Annotated in this window: 16 protein-coding genes; 2 read left to right on the top strand and 14 right to left on the bottom strand. The window is 45.7% G+C overall.

The annotated features are described in order from the left end of the window. Nucleotides 1-311 precede the first annotated feature (311 nt). The 4 genes from mscL to rdgB form a co-directional block, all read right to left on the bottom strand. Nucleotides 312-803 carry a large-conductance mechanosensitive channel protein MscL gene (gene mscL, locus FYJ66_RS07195; protein ID WP_154572834.1) on the bottom strand — a complete coding sequence of 164 codons (492 nt, stop codon included), beginning with the start codon at nt 801-803 and terminating at the stop codon, nt 312-314. A gap of 78 nt (nt 804-881) precedes the next feature. After that, nucleotides 882-1817 carry a diacylglycerol/lipid kinase family protein gene (locus tag FYJ66_RS07190; RefSeq protein WP_154572833.1) on the bottom strand — a complete coding sequence of 312 codons (936 nt, stop codon included), beginning with the start codon at nt 1815-1817 and terminating at the stop codon, nt 882-884. Nucleotides 1818-1819: 2 nt separating this feature from the next. Further along, nucleotides 1820-3031: a YihY/virulence factor BrkB family protein gene (locus FYJ66_RS07185; RefSeq protein ID WP_154572832.1), complete on the bottom strand. Its 1212-nt coding sequence runs from the start codon at nt 3029-3031 to the stop codon at nt 1820-1822. Continuing rightward, entirely contained in the window at nt 3024-3614 is a 591-nt protein-coding gene (gene rdgB, locus FYJ66_RS07180; RefSeq protein ID WP_154572831.1) for an RdgB/HAM1 family non-canonical purine NTP pyrophosphatase, read from the bottom strand. Before rdgB ends, FYJ66_RS07185 begins: the two co-directional genes overlap by 8 nt. Nucleotides 3615-3802: 188 nt before the next feature. Here rdgB and FYJ66_RS07175 point away from each other — a divergent pair, with 188 nt between their 5' ends. After that, nucleotides 3803-4753, top strand: a complete 951-nt coding sequence (locus FYJ66_RS07175; RefSeq protein ID WP_154572830.1) for an AEC family transporter — start codon at nt 3803-3805, stop codon at nt 4751-4753. Nucleotides 4754-4949: 196 nt separating this feature from the next. Beyond that, the gene (locus FYJ66_RS07170) at nt 4950-5555 is read left to right on the top strand and encodes an NfeD family protein (protein WP_206157029.1); all 606 of its coding nucleotides are present in this window, start codon (nt 4950-4952) and stop codon (nt 5553-5555) included. Between the two features lie 87 nt (nt 5556-5642). Here FYJ66_RS07170 and scfB read toward each other — a convergent pair whose 3' ends face one another. The 10 genes from scfB to tnpA form a co-directional block, all read right to left on the bottom strand. After that, nucleotides 5643-7037 (bottom strand): thioether cross-link-forming SCIFF peptide maturase, encoded by a 1395-nt coding sequence (gene scfB, locus FYJ66_RS07165; protein ID WP_154572828.1) that lies wholly within the window; start codon nt 7035-7037, stop codon nt 5643-5645. A 100-nt stretch (nt 7038-7137) separates the two neighbouring features. Beyond that, nucleotides 7138-7287 (bottom strand): six-cysteine ranthipeptide SCIFF, encoded by a 150-nt coding sequence (gene scfA / locus FYJ66_RS07160; protein ID WP_154572827.1) that lies wholly within the window; start codon nt 7285-7287, stop codon nt 7138-7140. Nucleotides 7288-7327: 40 nt separating this feature from the next. Further along, complete coding sequence (locus tag FYJ66_RS07155; protein ID WP_154572826.1) at nt 7328-8899, bottom strand: universal stress protein; 1572 nt, start codon at nt 8897-8899, stop codon at nt 7328-7330. 15 nt (nt 8900-8914) lie between these two features. Continuing rightward, nucleotides 8915-9985, bottom strand: a complete 1071-nt coding sequence (locus FYJ66_RS07150; RefSeq protein WP_154572825.1) for a response regulator transcription factor — start codon at nt 9983-9985, stop codon at nt 8915-8917. A gap of 213 nt (nt 9986-10198) precedes the next feature. Then, complete coding sequence (locus FYJ66_RS07145; protein ID WP_154572824.1) at nt 10199-11635, bottom strand: acetate--CoA ligase family protein; 1437 nt, start codon at nt 11633-11635, stop codon at nt 10199-10201. 149 nt (nt 11636-11784) lie between these two features. Continuing rightward, on the bottom strand, nt 11785-12798 hold the full coding sequence (gene gap / locus FYJ66_RS07140; RefSeq protein WP_154572823.1) for a type I glyceraldehyde-3-phosphate dehydrogenase: 1014 nt from the start codon (nt 12796-12798) through the stop codon (nt 11785-11787). A gap of 101 nt (nt 12799-12899) precedes the next feature. After that, a complete protein-coding gene (locus tag FYJ66_RS07135; protein WP_320592769.1) occupies nt 12900-14021 on the bottom strand; it encodes an Ldh family oxidoreductase in 1122 nt (373 codons plus the stop codon). Nucleotides 14022-14077: 56 nt separating this feature from the next. Beyond that, a complete protein-coding gene (gene hydE, locus FYJ66_RS07130; RefSeq protein ID WP_154572822.1) occupies nt 14078-15157 on the bottom strand; it encodes a [FeFe] hydrogenase H-cluster radical SAM maturase HydE in 1080 nt (359 codons plus the stop codon). A gap of 279 nt (nt 15158-15436) precedes the next feature. Beyond that, on the bottom strand, nt 15437-16576 hold the full coding sequence (locus FYJ66_RS07125) for an RNA-guided endonuclease TnpB family protein (protein WP_154572821.1): 1140 nt from the start codon (nt 16574-16576) through the stop codon (nt 15437-15439). After that, nucleotides 16557-16973: an IS200/IS605 family transposase gene (gene tnpA, locus FYJ66_RS07120; RefSeq protein WP_154572897.1), complete on the bottom strand. Its 417-nt coding sequence runs from the start codon at nt 16971-16973 to the stop codon at nt 16557-16559. Before tnpA ends, FYJ66_RS07125 begins: the two co-directional genes overlap by 20 nt. Nucleotides 16974-17104: the final 131 nt, after the last annotated feature.

The raw sequence follows: 17104 nt of genomic DNA, 5'->3' as shown, positions 1-17104 counted from the left end.
GTATTCAAAGTTCGGCTTCGCTGTAAGGAAATCGCCGGTATGAATATTTTATTTATGTTTATACATATTTTAATTTTGATTTCTTTATGCAAACATACAAAATTGTTAATTGATTGATAATTTTGGGATTTATATGGCTATGGCAGAGGGCCCCGGACCTTTACGGACTGGAATAAAGTTGAATTGGAATCTCGCCTCATCTCCCCTCATCCGCCCCCGCAAGCAGCACAAAAAAGGGAAGGCAAACTGCCTTCCCCGGAATTCCGTCTATTCTCTATTCAATTCTATTTTTTTAATTATTTCTGCTTTTACTAATTTTCTACATCTGTCTCTTTTGATGTTTCTGCGGACATTTTCGCTCTTACTGCATCTGCAGTTTCTCCTCCGGCAAGAAGATCTCTGATCTCTCTCATGAGCAGAACTTCTTCCGGTGTCTCTGATTCTGGTTCTGGCTCTTCAGCCGGCTCATCTTTTCTTCTGAATTTGTTGATGGATTTAATAACCGCAAAAATCACGAAGGCAACTATCAGGAAGTTTACAACCTGCTGAATAAACATGCCGTAGTTAATTGTTGCCGGTGCCACATCTCCAATAGGGTTTCCTACTGTGACTTTCAGGGAGCTGAAATCAGCGCCGCCTGTGAGCAGTCCAATAAGCGGCATGAGAATATCGTTTACCAGCGAAGTTACGATGGCAGTAAATGCACCACCTACAATAACGCCCACAGCCATGTCCAGCACATTTCCTCTTGAAATAAACTCCTTGAATTCAGCTATGAACCCCTTCTTTTTCTCGTCTTTCATAATAAAACTCTCCCCTTCAGATTACATCAGGCAATACCATTCCTGCAAAATGCATTCTTCTTTTATATAATATTAGACTTATCTGTCAGTTATAAGATTTACGGCGCTCCGGATAGTTCTGATTTCAATGTTCGTATCGCCTTTTTCGTACTCACCGTCAAGAGTCCACGGAGTTCCCGGTTCTATCCTCACGTCGATATTTCTTGCGCTGAAAAAAGTAATCTCGCTGGCCTTCAGCTGCCCGTCGAGGAGAGAGATTGCGATGTTGTTCAGCTCAATCAGATTGTTCGGCTTCTGAATAAGTAGAAGCTCCATCATTCCGTCATTCATATCAACATCGAAATTATCCAGTTTCAGCAGTCCGCCTACAGAAGTGGAATTGCAAACAGCACCGAAGATATATTCTCCCTGGAAGATCCGTTCATTTGGAGTTCCCTCGTCCACTATAAACTTTGCCATTACAGGTTTGATGTTGATTACATCCCTGATTCCCTGAAGCATGTAGGCAGTATGGCCCATTATGTTTTTCAGGTTCTGGGGAACCGAATAAGATGTGCTTGTAAAGGCACCGAAGGAAGCCACGTAGGAGAAGTAGCGGCCGTTGAATGAACCTACGTCCAGCTTCATTGGTTTCCCGTTAGCAGCAACATAAGCCGCATCAGTAATTCCCCTTGGAAGCCCCACACTTGCACCAAAGTCATTTGTACTTCCTGCCGGAATATATCCGATTTCCACTGTGGATTTTACAGAAAGCACCCCTTCAATTACTTCGTTTAGAGTTCCGTCACCGCCTGAGCAGACAATCCTGTCCATGTCCCAGGCATAGGCCGCAGCAAAATCTCTTGCATCTCCTGATTTTGCAGTCATCAAAACAGATGTGAGATAACCTGCGTCACTGAAAATCTGCAAAATATCTGCCAGATATCTTACAGCCTGCATGGTGCCTGCTTTCGGATTCAGAATAAAAAGAAGTTTTTTTCTGTCTGTTGTCAATTCAATATTTTTTTCTGTCATAATCAGTTCATCCTGCCATCTTCCTCATCATCACTGGCCGAAATAACCGGTTCAATGATTTTATCCTTGGTGGCGTTTTTCTTCGCTTCCTCAATGGCATTGCGCACATACTCCTCTGCCTGGCGCTGCCGCTCTCTTTTTCTCCGCTGGATCTCCAGATCTCTTTCCTCGCTGTATCCCCGCACAAACTGCCTGCTCATTTTTACAGCAATAGTTTCAGGATTTCCATCTTCATCGTCTTCATCTGTGATTATAAGCTTCCTGTAGTCGCTTTTGTCATCGCCCATCTGCTTTTCAATATAATGAATAATCTTGTCCCTGGTGAGAAGATTTCTTCCCATTACATCATCCCAGGCCTTGTTGAACATCATTCCGATGCAAAGAACCCAGGAAATCAGATAAAACCAGAGCATGAGAGCAACTATGTTGGCAAAAGCTCCGTAGAGGATGTTGTAATTTGCAATATAGGAAATATAGATTGCGTAAAAAAACGTAATCAGCATGATTCCCAGCATAGCCAGAACCGTTCCCGGAATAATGCATTTCAGCGGCACTTTTACCCTCGGCAGAATATAATAGTTCATCATCAGCATCAGGAAAAAAAGTCCTGCGGCTATAGGCAGTCTCATGGCTACCAGAAGTCTTGCCACATGGTTGTTTGATACGATTTTGAGGAATAGTTCCTCGCCGTATACGTATATAGACAGGGTAAAAGCAATGGCCATTATGGTCATAATAGCTGTCGGAATTGCCTTCAGCCTTTCACTCCAGAAACTGAACCTGTAAGTTCCTTCAGTAAGGGAATAGGTGGTCAGCCTTGCAAGGGAAAACTCCAATCCAGATGCGGCCCATAAAGCCAGCACAGTCAGCACTATGTTGGTCAGCTTCACCGACGATGCGGTAAAAAGACCCATTACAAAGCTGCTGACCTCAGTTGCCACATGTGAATCCAGCCAGTCTCTGATAACATCCAGGGATACATCGAAGAGTCCCAGGAACTGAGACAGAACCACCATAGTAGGCATGCTGGACATAAAGAAAAAGTAGGCTATCTGAGCAGCAAATCCGGTGTAGTAAGGATCGTCAAACTGCCTCCAGATGTGAAACCCCATTCTTATGAACTTATCCTTATTAAGTTTCTCCCTTCCGGACCTGTTATGACAGCTCATCTTGTGAAAACGAGCCTTTTCTTTCAGCTCCTTCAGTTTATTCACCTAACATCTCCTCAAGCCTTGCCAGAGACCTTCCTCTGTGGCTCACAGAATTTTTTTCATCGGCAGTCATTTCTCCGAAAGTCTTGCTGAATCCTTCAGGGATAAACAGTGGATCGTAACCAAATCCACCCTCACCTCTCATCTCTTCTGCGATTCTTCCTTTACACTCCCCTCTTGCAACCAGCTTTCTCCCATCAGGGAACAGCATGGTTATAACAGAAACAAATCTGGCAGTTCTTTCCTCTTCCGGAATATGCTTCATAAGTCCCAGGAGTTTAACATTATTGTCATAAGGAGTGCAGCCTGGTCCGGCAAACCTGGCGGAATACACTCCCGGCCTGCCCCCTATGCAGTCAACCTCAAGGCCGCTGTCATCTGCGATGGTAGGAACTCCTGCAATATCCAGTATTGCCTTTGCTTTTATATAGGAATTCTCCTCAAAGGTCTCTCCTGTTTCCTCCACCTCAAACTTGTCGATTCCATAATCATCTCTGGAGACGGCAACCATGCCAAACTTGCTGAGAATTTCTCCGATTTCCCGTATCTTACCCTCGTTACGTGAGGCCAGAATAACTTTGTTCATTTCTACTGTCCGGTCCTTCTATTTAAAATTAAATCTGCTCCTTAAAGCAAATGTATCCTCAAATATTCAGAAATAATCTTATTGATTATATCATGAGCGGTTGCAAAGATAAACGTTTAAGGAGTATTATAAAAACAGTTTTTGTGAAATTTCATAAATATCATTATCAATAAAGGGTGGTTTATCACATGTTAGTAATTATCAGCAAGGTTCTAGTGGTTTTCATTTATATAGGAGTGGGTTTTTTCGCCTGCAAAGGCGGCCTCATCCGTCAGGATTCGGTGCCTGCTCTTAATATGCTGGTGCTCAACATAGCATCTCCATGCCTGCTGATATCATCTATTACCAGCCGCCGGCTGAACGACAGCCTTTTTCGCAATACCCTTATCACATTTTTCCTGTCCATCGCCCTGTTTATCCTTATGTCTGCACTGACCCTCTGGATTTCACGTCGCACAGGAATGGAAGACAAGGCTAAGGCCAATGTTCTCGCTGTTGGAATGACGGCCTGCAACTCAGGATTCATGGGCTTTCCAATAGCTCAGTCTGTTTTTGGCGACACAGTTTTTTACTACGTGGTTATTCAGAACATCGCCTTCAATCTCTATCTCTACATCATGGCCATCATGCAGTTTAACTTCGGCCTGAAGAAATTTAACGGAAAAGTCACATTCAGAAAGGCCATTCTTCCCTTCATCAACGTTCTGACAATCTCCGCAGTAGTTTCCATCATCATGCTCTTTGCCCGCATCAAGCTGCCTGAGTACGCCCTCAACATCGTAACCACCCTGGCAAACGTATGCATACCGGTTTCCATGATAATCGTGGGAATAAAGCTGACTGAAGGCCGTTTCACCGACCACTTCACAAACCCGAAGATTCTTTTTACATCCCTGATGAAGCTGGTCATCGTGCCTGTAATCACCCTGCTCATCATGCTTCCTCTTCCAGTAGCGCCTGTAGTAAAACTGGCCAGCGTCCTCTGCATGACCTTCCCTACAGCTGTAATAAGCGTTGCACTGGCCGCAAGAGAAAACAGGGACTCCGGCCTGATGGCAGAATGCGTGGCAACATCCACCCTCATTTCCATAGTGACCCTTCCAGTGTGGATGATCGTTCTCACAAAGCTTTTCCTCTAATGCAAGGGAGAGGGATATCCGAAAAATGTGCTTTTTTTTCATTTACACCGAAGTTTTTTTGTGATATATGTGGGATCAGGAAGAGAGTCCACAGCACTGGCAACCGCCAACGGCACCGGCTGGCACAAACAGATTCAGGCGCCGCCGCGAGCCCGTGGACCTCTCAGAGTGGACCTCTCAGAAACGGAGGTGTCTAATGAAACGCTTTTCCAAACACATCAGACCGAGTCAGGTGATCGGAATAATCGTGCTGACCTGTCTTTTCAGACTCGCGATCCCAGCCCTTATAGAGGCCCTTGGAGTCGATACCCGCACCGGGGAAACCGCAGCCAACTACTCGCTTTCCGGTTCGTGGCTGCACATCATCGGCCTGCTGCTCTACATCTACGCCATCGTGATCTTCGCCGTGGAAAGGCACCTGGACCTCCCGTTCTGGTACGGCAGATCCCAGAGCGCCGGCTCAAATGCGAACGGCGCCATCATCGTGTCCATCGCCATAGCCCTGCTCATGCTGTCGCCAATTATGACCGCAGTGCTCGTCCTGATCACCATCGCAATCCAGATACTGATCAGCACAGCCGCAGACAACAGGCGGGAGGCCCTGGAATCAAAATTCGCAGGTCGCACGGGAACGGCCGTCGGCGAGATAAACGGCAAGGGACTTGCTGATTTTGATGGGGAAAAAGTAAAGGTCATCTCAAAAAAAGTCATTCCGGCAGGTGCCCGGGTGAAGGCGACCGCCGTCAGCGGCTCAAGGATCGTCGTTCTGCCGGAGGAAGCAGACCAGGCTGACTGGGATTAACAAAACACGTTTTTTGTCCTATAAGCCTGAAGAACCACAAAAACAGCATTCCCGTACCCCATTATCTGGGGCGGGAATGCTGTTTTGTTATGCGTCCTTTTCCGACTCCAGTTTCATGTCTTCCTCTGCCACCTTCATCATGATAGCGCATTCAATACGCTTTCTGTGAAGCTCACAGCCGAAGTCATAAACCTGATTGATATCACCGTTTGAATGATAGTTGTTAGCGCAGCAGCCTCCTGAACAATAAAGTCTGGCAAAGCAGTTCTTGCACTTATCCCTTGTATAGAGATTATTCCTGTTTCTGAACTGGTCTATGATCTCTGTTTCCGTAATGCCATTCCAGATATCACCTACCTTGAACTCGTCGTCTCCCACAAACTGATGACAAGGATAAAGATCTCCTGTTGGAGTGACCGCCAGATACTCAGTTCCAACTCCACATCCGGCTACCCTCTTGTAGATACATGGTCCCCCTGTAAGATCAACAGTGTAATGATAGAAGTTAAAAGGATTTCCTTCCTTTTCCCTCTTCAGCATCTCCACTGCCAGTTTCTCATACTCCTTGCACAGCTGTGGAATATCTTCCTTGTGAAGAGCGTAAGGCACATCAGGGTCTGAAACTACAGGTTCAATGCTGGTTTCCTTAAATCCCAGATCCGCCATCTGAATGACATCTGCTGCGAAATCCTTATTATATGCTGTGTAGGTTCCTCTTACGTAGTACTGCTTCTGTCCTCTTGCCGCCGCCAGCTTCTGGAAATTTCCTATTATTCTGTCGTAGGTTCCGCTTCCATCTTTGGCGTGACGCATTCTGTCGTGGGTTTTTTCTCTTCCGTCAAGGCTGAGAACCACATTGCCCATTTCCTTGTTTGAAAAATCAATTACATCATCGTCAATGAGAACGCCGTTGGTAGTAAGGGTGAAGTTGAAGATTTTATTGTGTGTCTTCTCCAGCTCTCTTCCGTATTTAACCAGCTCTTTGCACACATCCCAGTTAAGAAGAGGCTCTCCTCCGAAAAAGTCCACTTCCAGGTGCTTTCTGTTCCCGCTGTTCTCCACCAGGAAATCCAGTGCCCTCTTGCCTACTTCAAGGGACATGATTCCCTTCTTGTTATTGTAATCGCCTTTTCCAGCAAAGCAGTATTCACAGTCCATGTTGCATCCGTGAGCTACGTGGAGGCAGATTGCCTTCAGCACTGACTGTTTCATTTTCAGCTCACCGGCAACTCCTTCGAAGGGATCTTCTGAAAAAAGGAGCTGGTCCTTTGTAAGCTGGCGAATGTCCTCCAGAGTCTCTTCCACGTCGCCAGTGGTTACTTCTGGATATTTCCCGGTGATGGCCTTTGTAATATCGTCATCTGTCCAGCCCCGGTCCTTCATTTCGATGATATCATATGCCACATCATCAACAGAGTGGACAGAGCCGCTGGCCACGTCCATTACAATGTTATAACCGTTAAGTTTATACTGATGAATCATGTATTATTGTTCCTGTGCTTTCTAAAATTTTTTCTTCTCCTGCGTAATGAGAATTCCAAGAAAAAAGCGCTGCCGAAGCAGCGCACGATCATCGGATCAACTACTTCTCCTTGATCTGCTCGCAATGCTGGTTGGCAACACTGCATGAAGTCTTGCTTGCAGACTGGCAAGAAGTCTGGCACTCGCCGCATCCGCCTGTAACAACGCTCTTAGCAAGGTTTCTAGTAGAAATTGTCTTGATTCTGTTCATAGTCGTTTCCTCCTGAATTACATTTTACATTAACAAAATATTACTCAATTGTCAATTCTTCTTTCTCTGCTTCCAGCTCTGCAGCTTTGGCATCGTATTTGGCAAAAGCATCCTGGAGTTTCCTGTACATTTCCTCCATGTCCTCTTCCTGACCTTCTTCTTGATTATTCTCTCCGCCTTCATTTTCATTCAGGCTGTCAGGCTGGAATATAAGCTCCGATGTATCTTCCTTCTGTCCACCGGTCTCGCCACCTGCTTCAGGCAGATCATCAGATTCCGAATTAAGGTTGAAGTCAAAGGCGTTTCCAAGAGTTGCCTTCATATTGTCATTGAGATAGTCTTCAAAGTTAAAAGACAGGCCCTGAGTGTCAAACTGGTGGTCATCATCCTTTTTGTCCTCTTCCAGAGGAATCTCCTGAAATTCATCTATTTCATCAGCCTCAGGTTTTACTTCCGGTTCCGGTGTTGGTGTTCCACCTTCAGTGAAGGCTTTTAAGGCCTCCTCTGCCTCTGCCTGTTTCCGGGCTTCCTCTGCGGCTTCAGCTTCAAGCTGTCTGCGGGCTTTTTCCAGCGCCTCGGCTTCCGCCTGTCTCCTGGCCTTTTCCGCTGCCTCAGCTTCTGCCTGCCTCCTGGCCTTTTCCGCTGCTTCGGCTTCCGCCTTTCTTCTTGCCTCTTCTGCTGCCTGGGCCTCAGCCTGCTTCCTTGCTTCTTCTGCTGCTTCAGCCTCTGCCTGCTTACTTTCTTCCTCTGCTGTTTCGGCTTCTGCCTGCTTACTTTCTTCCTCTGCGGCCCTGGACTCCTCTATCTCCCGGGCTCTTGCTTCAGCTTCTGCCTGGGCAACAGTCATTATCCTGAACCGGAACACGGATTCACTTCTCATTGACCGGTTGATGATCCTTATTCTGTCTGCCTTTCCTGTACTTTCGTCCATGTTGACAGGAATGTAGATCATCTCACCCTCGTTGATCTGTATGAGCTGGTGCTCTCCTTTTTCCGGCGGAAGATCCCAGGACAGGGTCTCCGGATCATATGCTTTTCTCACATAGCGAACGCTGCCCTTAAGGGTTTCGATTCTGTAGACACTTTTTCCTTTCACGCTTGGAAGGAGACACTCGGTCTGCTTGAAATTCAGCTGTCCTTTCAGAGTAATGGTGCCTGAAGCCTTCCTGATAACCATTCCATGATAAACGGAAGGTCCTGACTTAACGTTCTCAGGAACCAGCATGACAGGGCAGTCGCTGTTTCTTATTACAAAAGATGCAGTGCTTCCTATAGCTCTGTTCACTTCATTAGTAGACGAAGTGGACTTTGTCATAATTATCATGTCCGCATCAATTTCCCGTGCACAGGCCAGAATCTTCTCTCCTGCTTTACCAATTGATGCTCTTTTTTCTATCTTGTAGCCATCAAGTTTCTTCTGGATTTTTCCCAGTCTGTCCGCCAGCTTATAATAGATCTCTTCTGACTGCTCTTCAGTCAGGGGCTGTTCTGCGTTTTCCTGGACCATGAGAAGTACGACCTCAAAGGCTGACGGGGCGAAAGATGCCCTGACCTGGTCAACTGCTTTAAGACTCCTTCCTGAACCATCTACTGGTACGAGGATTTTTCTCATATGGTACTACCTCCATTACTTGATGAACTTGTTCAGAGTCATTATAAACTCTGAGAAAATAATATACATAGTCAGATAATCATCGTTAAAAGAACAGATAACGTTGTTCTGAACGGTTCGGCCGTCGGAAAACTCTATCTGACCGTTTGCTCCGTAAATAGCTACAGTTTCGCCGTTTCTCGTAATTCTGTAGTTACAGGAAAGGTTTCCTTTTCTCACTGCTCTGAAAGCTCTGGCGCTGAACTCACCAAGGCTGCACTTCAGGATATATCCGTCTGCTCCCCCCTTAAGGCGGGCGAAGCTTCCCTCGTCCTGTCCTTCAATTGTTACAGGCCAGTGTCTGGCCAGTTTAGGAGATCTGGCATCAGGATCTCCATCAACAGTTCCAAGACTGTTTCCGTCCATATCTGTTATTGTGACCTTGAGAGGTTCATAAACAGCCTTGCAGATGGCATATTCATTGTCCTGCTCATCTCTCACTATACCGTCAGAAGTATCATAGTGGAAAAGCCTGTAAATATCCATAGACTCCGGTACCGGGTAATCTCCGTTTTTGTCCACCTTCTCCACAAGGTCCATAAGGTCTTCCAGCATTACAGCGGCAATCATCTTGTAAGAAGCAAATCCGCAGTACCTTTTTGCTGTTACCTCCATGTTGGAAATATCTGCCACATTGTCGAACCGGTACATGTCGTGCTCATAGGGCTTCAGGTGGGCAAGAACTGTACTGTCTGTAAAATACAGGGATTTCCCCTTCTTGCTTATTACCACATAATCCTTGAACATCCCCGGTCCGAAAACGATGACCTTGCCTTCCCACTGCTCATGGTGGGCTATCCATGGTTTTCCGAAAGGAGTCTCCATGTCCTTTATTTTATCATAGAGGCCCTCAATGGTCATTTTCCCTGAAACATCAATCTTTTTCAGATAAAGATTTCTGTCATTGAAGCTCTTTCCTCCAACAACAGACCAGATAGAACCGGCAATGATTGCGCATATTCCGGCAATTAGCCACTGACCGGAAAAGAATGCAAGCAAAGCGATAAACACCAGCATCAAAGGTATGATTTTTTTGAACTTGTCCATAGACAACCTGCTCCTTAATAGAATTATTAAAGCGCCATCTGACAGTTAGAATTCAGACAAAGACGGGCTTATCCAAATAACACCGTATCCGGAGAAATACAATATGGCTTCTCCGGATACAAATGATACTATTTTCGATTTTCACATGCTTCAGAAGAAATTATCGATCTGCTCTCATCCGCCCTGTAATAACAAGGGGAGCAAATCTTATTTTTACAGATCAGCTGCCTCTCTCAAGGAAGCCTTCTGTGATCTGATTTCAGCGTATCTTCTCAGAGCTACCATTGCATTTACTGCCTGTTCAGCAGTTGCATAAGCAGGGATGCCCTTGTCTCTCAGTTTCTGAATGGCCTCTCTGCACTCGAATCCGCCCTGGCACTCCATGATGAAAGGCTTTCTTCTTCCCTTGTAGTTCTCGTAAACTGCGATAACTGTCTGAGTAATGGCAGGAACGTCTGTAACGGCTGTAGGGCAGACGGAAACCACAACTCCGTCTACGTTCTCATCTTCCAGAGCAATTTTGAGAGCTCCGCCGTACATGTCGGATGTTGCAGTTCCGCTGATATCTACAGGATTGAGAGGTGAACCGAATGCAGGCATGTACTTTCTGATGTCCTCTCTCAGTGAAGGAGAGATGTACTTCAACTCGTGGAGAGGCATTCCCAGTCTTTCGAACTGGTCACAAGCCAGAAGGCCTGCACCGCCGCCGTTTGTGATCATAACAACATTATCTCCCTCCAGTGGAGGCATGCTGCCCAGTGCCAGGGATGTATCAAGGAATTCCATCCATGTTCTCTCTCTGATAACACCAGATTCTTCAAACAGCTTGTCATATGAATCATTGTCGTGGCCTCTGTTCTCAGATGCAGTGTGGGCAAAAGCAGCCTTTACTCCGATGTGGGAAGCTCCGACTTTGATGACTGTAATCGGCTTGTCTACCTCCAGACATGCCTTCTTAAATGCTTCATAGCTGTCCAGAGCCTCAATATATACAGCAATGGCCTTTGTGTGAGGCTCCTTGTCAGCGTATTTGATTACTTCGCAGAAATCTACGTCGGCCTTGTTTCCAAGTCCTACGAACATGCTGATTCCGAAGTGGTCAATCTGGGATGAACCCAGAGCAGCCAACAGGTTTGAACCGGACTGGGAGATCAGAGCAACAGGTCCCTTGTTCGGAAGGTAAGGAACGAATCCGCAGTTAAAGTCGAAATAAGGTGTTCCGATTCCTACCAGGTTTGGTCCGATCAATGGCAGCTCATTCTCTCTGCAGTACTCAGTAATCTCGTTCTGCAGATCTCCATTTCCAACTTCCTTGAATCCTGAAGATGAAACTACAGCGATCTTAACACCCTTTGCAACACACTCCTTCAGAGCGTCAAACACTCCAACTGCTGGCAGTGCAACAAAAGCCAGATCAACATCTCCAGGGATATCCTTTACAGATCTGTATGCCTTAAGTCCGCCTACTTCTGTGGCATTCAGATTAACAGGATAGATTATTCCTTTGTAACCGCTGTTTCTGAGACTCTGAATAACCTTGAATCCTACCTTTTTCTCATTTCTGCTGGCACCGATTACAGCAATTGTCCTCGGCTTGAACGCGTAATCCAGCTTCTCTACCACGTATTCTCTTGCTTCCTTTACTTCCATCTCTCTACTTCCTTCTCCTGCTCATACTTCAAGTGAAATAGTGTAAAAGTTTTAAATATGTTACAGCATGTAAAATGAAAAACCCAATTCATCCGGTCACAGCATTCCTCATTCATCTGCTGCTGTTTATACCGGTCTCTGACTGCAGACTACAGGGAAGCCATGTGCCGCATTGTACGAACCAGCTGATTTACATAGCTCATCTCGTTGTCGTACCAGGCAACTACTCTTACCTCATAAATATGAGTTCCGCACTTCTGTGCCAGAGTCTGAGTTGCATCGAAAAGTGAACCATAGCTCATTCCGATTACATCTGTAGAAACAATCTGCTCATCTGTGTATCCGAAGGACTGATCTGAAGCTGCCTTCATTGCTTCGTTAATGCCTTCTACAGTTACAGTGTCTGTCATATCCTTCAAAGTAGCATCGAGGATTGTAATGGAACCTGTAGCTACAGGAACTCTCTGAGCAGATCCGATGAGCTTTCCTGCCAGCTCAGGAATAACATTTCCAATGGCCTGGGCAGCTCCTGTAGTTGTTGGAACGATGTTGATTGCTGCAGCTCTTGATCTTCTGAACTTGTTTCCCTTATCTGGAGCATCCAGAATCTTCTGGTTTCCTGTATATGCGTGGATTGTGGTCATGAATCCTGTTCTCAGCTCTCTGTATCCTGCAAGAGCCTTTGCCATTGGTGCCAGGCAGTTTGTGGTGCAGGACGCACCTGAAACGATTCTGTCCTCAGAAGTGAGGGTTTCATGGTTTACACCGTAAACGATAGTCTTCATATCGTTTCCTGCCGGTGCAGAAATCAGCACTCTTCCTGCTCCTGCATCAAGATGTGCCTGAGCCTTTGCCTTTGATGTATAGAAGCCTGTGCACTCAAGAACCAGGTCTATTCCCAGCTCTCCCCATGGCAGCTTTGAAGCATCAGGCTCACTGTAGATGCGGATCTTCTTTCCATCTACAACGATTGAATCCTCTGTGCTGGACACCTCATGTCCGTGAAATGTACCCTGAACGCTGTCAAATCTCAGGAGATATGCCAGCATCTCCGGTGCAGTCAGGTCGTTTATGGCAACAACCTCAATGTCATCCATTCCTACGATCTTTCTGAATGCAAGACGTCCGATTCTACCAAATCCGTTAATTGCAACCTTTGTCATAGGTCCCCCCTTTCCGCAGGCCCTTCAGCCTGCCGAAAAAACAATTTTATTGTAGATACCAGCCAGGAAACACGAAAGCCTCCCGGCTGTCCATAAACAAGCTATTTCTCAAATGGGAATGTTACCGGGATATTCAGGCTGTCTCTTACCTGGATGAACTCCTTCTGAACAGCTTCTGCCATCGGCACTCCCTTGTCCTTCCTGTACTCATAAGCATCCCACTCTTTGTCACCGGCAACATAAATTCTGTCATGACCAGGAGCCTTCTGAGAGTTTCTCAGTCCTCTTACGATCTCTCCGGCAATATGTCTGCATTCCTTCTCGCCGATCATCATTTCCGGATTAATTACGATGAAGAAGTGTCCCAGGTGGTAAGGTCTCAGGCTGCCATCCTCATTGTAGCAGGTAAGATCCTTCATGAAACGGCCACCGGCCAGGGCTGCTGAAAGGATTTCAATAATAGCCGCATATCCGTATCCCTTGTATCCGCCCATCTCCTCACCGATTCCGCCAAGAGGTGCAAGGGCAGCTTCCTTATTTGTAAGAGCCTCCAGTATGTAATGTGTGTCGGTGAGAGCTGTTCCGTCTCTTCCGATAACCATGCCTGCAGGTGTTTCCTTGCCGATTCTGTCATAGAACTCCAGCTTTCCTCTCTGGATAATGGAAGTAGCGCAGTCCAGAAGGAATGGATACTTTTCATCTGTAGGAATTCCCACTGTCAGAGGGTTTGTTCCCATCATATTCTCTACTCCGAAAGTAGGAGCTATGGACGGTCTTGCGTTTGTTCCAGTTATTCCGATCATTCCGGCCTTTGTTGCCATGCTGACCCAGTATCCTGCAATTCCGTAGTGGGAAGAATTGCGGACTGCTACGCAGGCTGTGCCGTATTTTCCTGCCTTTTCAATGGCCATCTCCATGGCCTTGTGGCTTGCAACCATTCCCATTCCGTCATTAGCATCAAGAACGGCAGTAGTTGGAAACTCCCTGATTACATCGATCTTTGTCTTAGGGTTCAGGATTCCCTTGTTGATTCTGTCAACGTAGATAGGTTTGAACCTGTTTACACCGTGACTTTCAATTCCCCTCTTGTCGCTTTCAATAAGAACGTCAGCGCAGATTGCTGCGTCCTCTTCTGGAACTCCCAGCTTTACGAAGGCCTGCTTCATAAAGTCAACGATAAGGTCAAAGCTCACAAAAGGTCTGGTATCTTTTTCCATTTCCATTGGTCTACCTCTTTCCGTTTCTCTTCTAAATCTTTATATAATATTATAAAAAAATATTATCGTTCATCACAGGCTCCGGCAGCCCCTCTGCTCCAGCCCTTGTAATCTCCCCGGGCTGAGACGGTCTTGTAGCCGATGCGTTCCATTCTCATTTCCATGCAGTGGTGACACTCTGCCGCTTCCTCACCCGTACAGATCTTTCCATCGTACAGCAGGTATTTGCCTCTCACGCCTTTAGGGGAAAGGCTTGGCATAACCACATTGGCACCTGCCTGCACCCCCTTCTCTCTTCCAAGAGGATCGATGGTGCCAAGGGCTGTTGTAGCCGGCAGAAGCACCTTTGGGAACATGAGCCTCAGCATTCCCAGGCAGAAAAGTGTCATCTCCAGGGTTCCGTCAGCCATGTCTCTGAAAGGTGTGTCACTGTGGTGGATGAATGGGCCTATTCCTATCATGTGGGGCTGAAGCTCCTTCAGGTAAAGGAAGTCATCAGCCAGGTTCTCATAGGTCTGATATGGTGAACCCACCATAAAACCAGCCCCTATCTGATAGCCGATATCCTTCAGATCACGAAGGCACTTTTTTCTATGTTCTATGGAAAGAGCCTCCGGATGGAGTTTTCTGTAATGGCAGGGATCTGCAGTCTCGTGTCTGAGGAGGTACCTGTCGGCACCGGCATCAAAAAACTTCTGATATGAAGTTCTCTCCTTCTCTCCAATTGAAAGTGTTATGGCGCAGTCAGGATACTTGTCCCGGATTCTGGCTACCATATGGCAGATTCTGTCGTCGGTGTACCAGGGATCTTCTCCTCCCTGAAGGACGAAGGTCCGGAAACCGAAACCATACCCGGCATCACAGCAGTCCATTACCTGGTCCTCTGTAAGCCTGTACCTTTCGGCTTTGTTGTTGCCTGCCCGGATGCCACAGTAATAGCAGTCATTTTTGCAATAATTTGTGAATTCGATAAGTCCCCTGAGATAGATCTGATGGCCGTAGTTTTCAATAGCCCTTTCCCTGGCCAGCTGGAACAAGTACTCCCTGTCTTCCGGATTGTCGTTTCTGTGGGACAGCATGTAAACCAGTTCTTCTCTGTCCAGTTCCTTCTGAGAATCCAGTTTGCGGATTAATTCTCTCATCAGTCTCTCCTATTCCAGGCCAGACGCTAAGTCAACCACCAGCTGTCTTCCCTGTCATTAGTGTCTCAAGATACCCGTATCTGTTGTATTTTACCATGGTACGGGATTTTAGGCTATACCGAAGTCTATTATGATAGTGAACTACTCCGACTTATAGAAGTCGGAGCTTCCTGCTTCAACCACTACTGCGCCAGCCACGATGATACGCAACTTAACGTCTTACACAATGTCCACAGGCGTATAAGTTTGGGCTATTCCATCCCTACTATATATTTAGTTTTATGCTCCTTCAATAAGGAGCCGTAACCCTTCGTTCAGAATATTGATAGCAGCATTCTGGTCGCGGCTGATTGCAAGGCCACAATCACATTTCATCTTGCGGATTTGCAAGTTCTTCATCTCGGGATGGAGCGTTCCGCAACGATGACATATCTGTGATGATGGAAACCACTTGTCCACCTTGACGAGATATTTATTCCTGTCAGATAACTTGTATTCAAGCATAGATAAGAACATCCCGTATCCGTTATCAAGAGTAGCTTTGCCGTTTCCAAAGCCATGATTGGCCATAGATTGCATATTCAAAGTCTCTACACAAACAACATCGTACCGATTGGCTATTTCGGTAGATATTTTATGCAGATTGTCCAAACGTTGATTTGCGATATGTCTATGGATTTTATTGACTTTAAGAAGCTGCTTCATGTAATTATTGGACTTTTTTTCATGCTTCTTAGATCCTCGCATACGCGACAACCTACGCTGTGCTTTAGCAAGCTTTTTGTGGCTCTCGCGATAGTATTTGTGGTTTGCTCCAACATGGCCATTACTGTCTACGTATAAGCCATCAGAAGCGTAGTCCAGGCCAATAGCGTTCGATTTGTCGGCCGCATAAAAGTTTACAGCCTTTTCAAATTCAAAGAGTACAGAGATATAGTATTTACCATCTGATTCCTGAGATACGGTAGCAGACTTAATAACCCAACCATCAGGAGCGGTACGGTGAATAACAGCTTTTACCTTTCCGATCTTTGGAAGTTTGATATATCTGTTGTCTATGATGGCAACAGTGCCTTTCTGGTTGTTCGTGGTATATGTTTTGCGACTATGCCTTTTGGATTTGAATTTTGGAAACCCGTTATTCTTTTTACGGGACTTACTGAAAGCATTGCGGAAAGCCGCCTGCAAGTCCATTTGCTTATTAGCAAGAGCAAGACTATCCACCTCTTTGAGATAAGGATAATCTTTCTTGTATTTAGCAGGTGTTACAGTGGGAAATTTGCCAGTTTGTTTATACCCTTCAATCTTATCGGAGAGCATAAGATTATAGACCTTGCGGCAGCAGCCAAAGGTTTTAGCAAACATAACAGACTGTTCAGTTGTAGGATATATCCTGTACTTAATTGCTTTGTTTGGCATCTTTCTTACCCTGAGATCGAATGTATTGTTTAATAATATCTGCTGTAACACCGCCTGTGGTCAACAAGCAAAAGCTCTGCGACCAGAACATTTCTTTCCATAATGATTTACGGATCTGAGGATACTCTTTCTTGATCAGCCTGCTGCTTGCGGATTTATAAGCATTGATGAATTTGCTTAGTTCTGTATTAGGCTGTCCTCGAAACAGTATATGCACATGATCTGTGTCGTGATTCCACTCCTCTAACGTGATGTTATAGGAAGGAGCTATTTTCTCAAAGATTTCCTTGAGGCGGTTTGAGATTTTATCATCTATCACTTTATTACGATATTTAATGCACATGATAAGATGATAATGCAGCACGAATACTGAATGATTATTATTGTCTAATTTCATAGTAGTTACAATCTTTATAATATTTACGACTGAATATGTTTTAATTATAACAACATGAGGTACAAAAGTCAAAAAAACGCCGTGTTTATCGCAATTCATCCCACCACCTATAGAGGTGGGGGATTTCTTGC

This window comes from Allobaileyella intestinalis, assembly GCF_009695865.1.
GTDB lineage: Bacteria > Bacillota > Clostridia > Peptostreptococcales > Anaerovoracaceae > Allobaileyella > Allobaileyella intestinalis.
The sequence above is the reverse complement of the archived record's forward strand: the minus strand, read 5'-3'. Positions and strand labels throughout refer to the sequence as shown.

Excerpts from the sequence above, each read along its gene's own strand:
- mscL (WP_154572834.1), bottom strand. The coding sequence starts at position 803 with ATGAAAGACGAGAAAAAGAAGGGGTTCATAGCTGAATTCAAGGAGTTT.
- FYJ66_RS07190 (WP_154572833.1), bottom strand. The coding sequence starts at position 1,817 with ATGACAGAAAAAAATATTGAATTGACAACAGACAGAAAAAAACTTCTT.
- rdgB (WP_154572831.1), bottom strand. The coding sequence starts at position 3,614 with ATGAACAAAGTTATTCTGGCCTCACGTAACGAGGGTAAGATACGGGAA.
- FYJ66_RS07175 (WP_154572830.1), top strand. The coding sequence starts at position 3,803 with ATGTTAGTAATTATCAGCAAGGTTCTAGTGGTTTTCATTTATATAGGA.
- FYJ66_RS07170 (WP_206157029.1), top strand. The coding sequence starts at position 4,950 with ATGAAACGCTTTTCCAAACACATCAGACCGAGTCAGGTGATCGGAATA.
- scfB (WP_154572828.1), bottom strand. The coding sequence starts at position 7,037 with ATGATTCATCAGTATAAACTTAACGGTTATAACATTGTAATGGACGTG.
- scfA (WP_154572827.1), bottom strand. The coding sequence starts at position 7,287 with ATGAACAGAATCAAGACAATTTCTACTAGAAACCTTGCTAAGAGCGTT.
- FYJ66_RS07155 (WP_154572826.1), bottom strand. The coding sequence starts at position 8,899 with ATGAGAAAAATCCTCGTACCAGTAGATGGTTCAGGAAGGAGTCTTAAA.
- FYJ66_RS07150 (WP_154572825.1), bottom strand. The coding sequence starts at position 9,985 with ATGGACAAGTTCAAAAAAATCATACCTTTGATGCTGGTGTTTATCGCT.
- FYJ66_RS07145 (WP_154572824.1), bottom strand. The coding sequence starts at position 11,635 with ATGGAAGTAAAGGAAGCAAGAGAATACGTGGTAGAGAAGCTGGATTAC.
- gap (WP_154572823.1), bottom strand. The coding sequence starts at position 12,798 with ATGACAAAGGTTGCAATTAACGGATTTGGTAGAATCGGACGTCTTGCA.
- FYJ66_RS07135 (WP_320592769.1), bottom strand. The coding sequence starts at position 14,021 with ATGGAAATGGAAAAAGATACCAGACCTTTTGTGAGCTTTGACCTTATC.
- hydE (WP_154572822.1), bottom strand. The coding sequence starts at position 15,157 with ATGAGAGAATTAATCCGCAAACTGGATTCTCAGAAGGAACTGGACAGA.
- FYJ66_RS07125 (WP_154572821.1), bottom strand. The coding sequence starts at position 16,576 with ATGCCAAACAAAGCAATTAAGTACAGGATATATCCTACAACTGAACAG.
- tnpA (WP_154572897.1), bottom strand. The coding sequence starts at position 16,973 with ATGAAATTAGACAATAATAATCATTCAGTATTCGTGCTGCATTATCAT.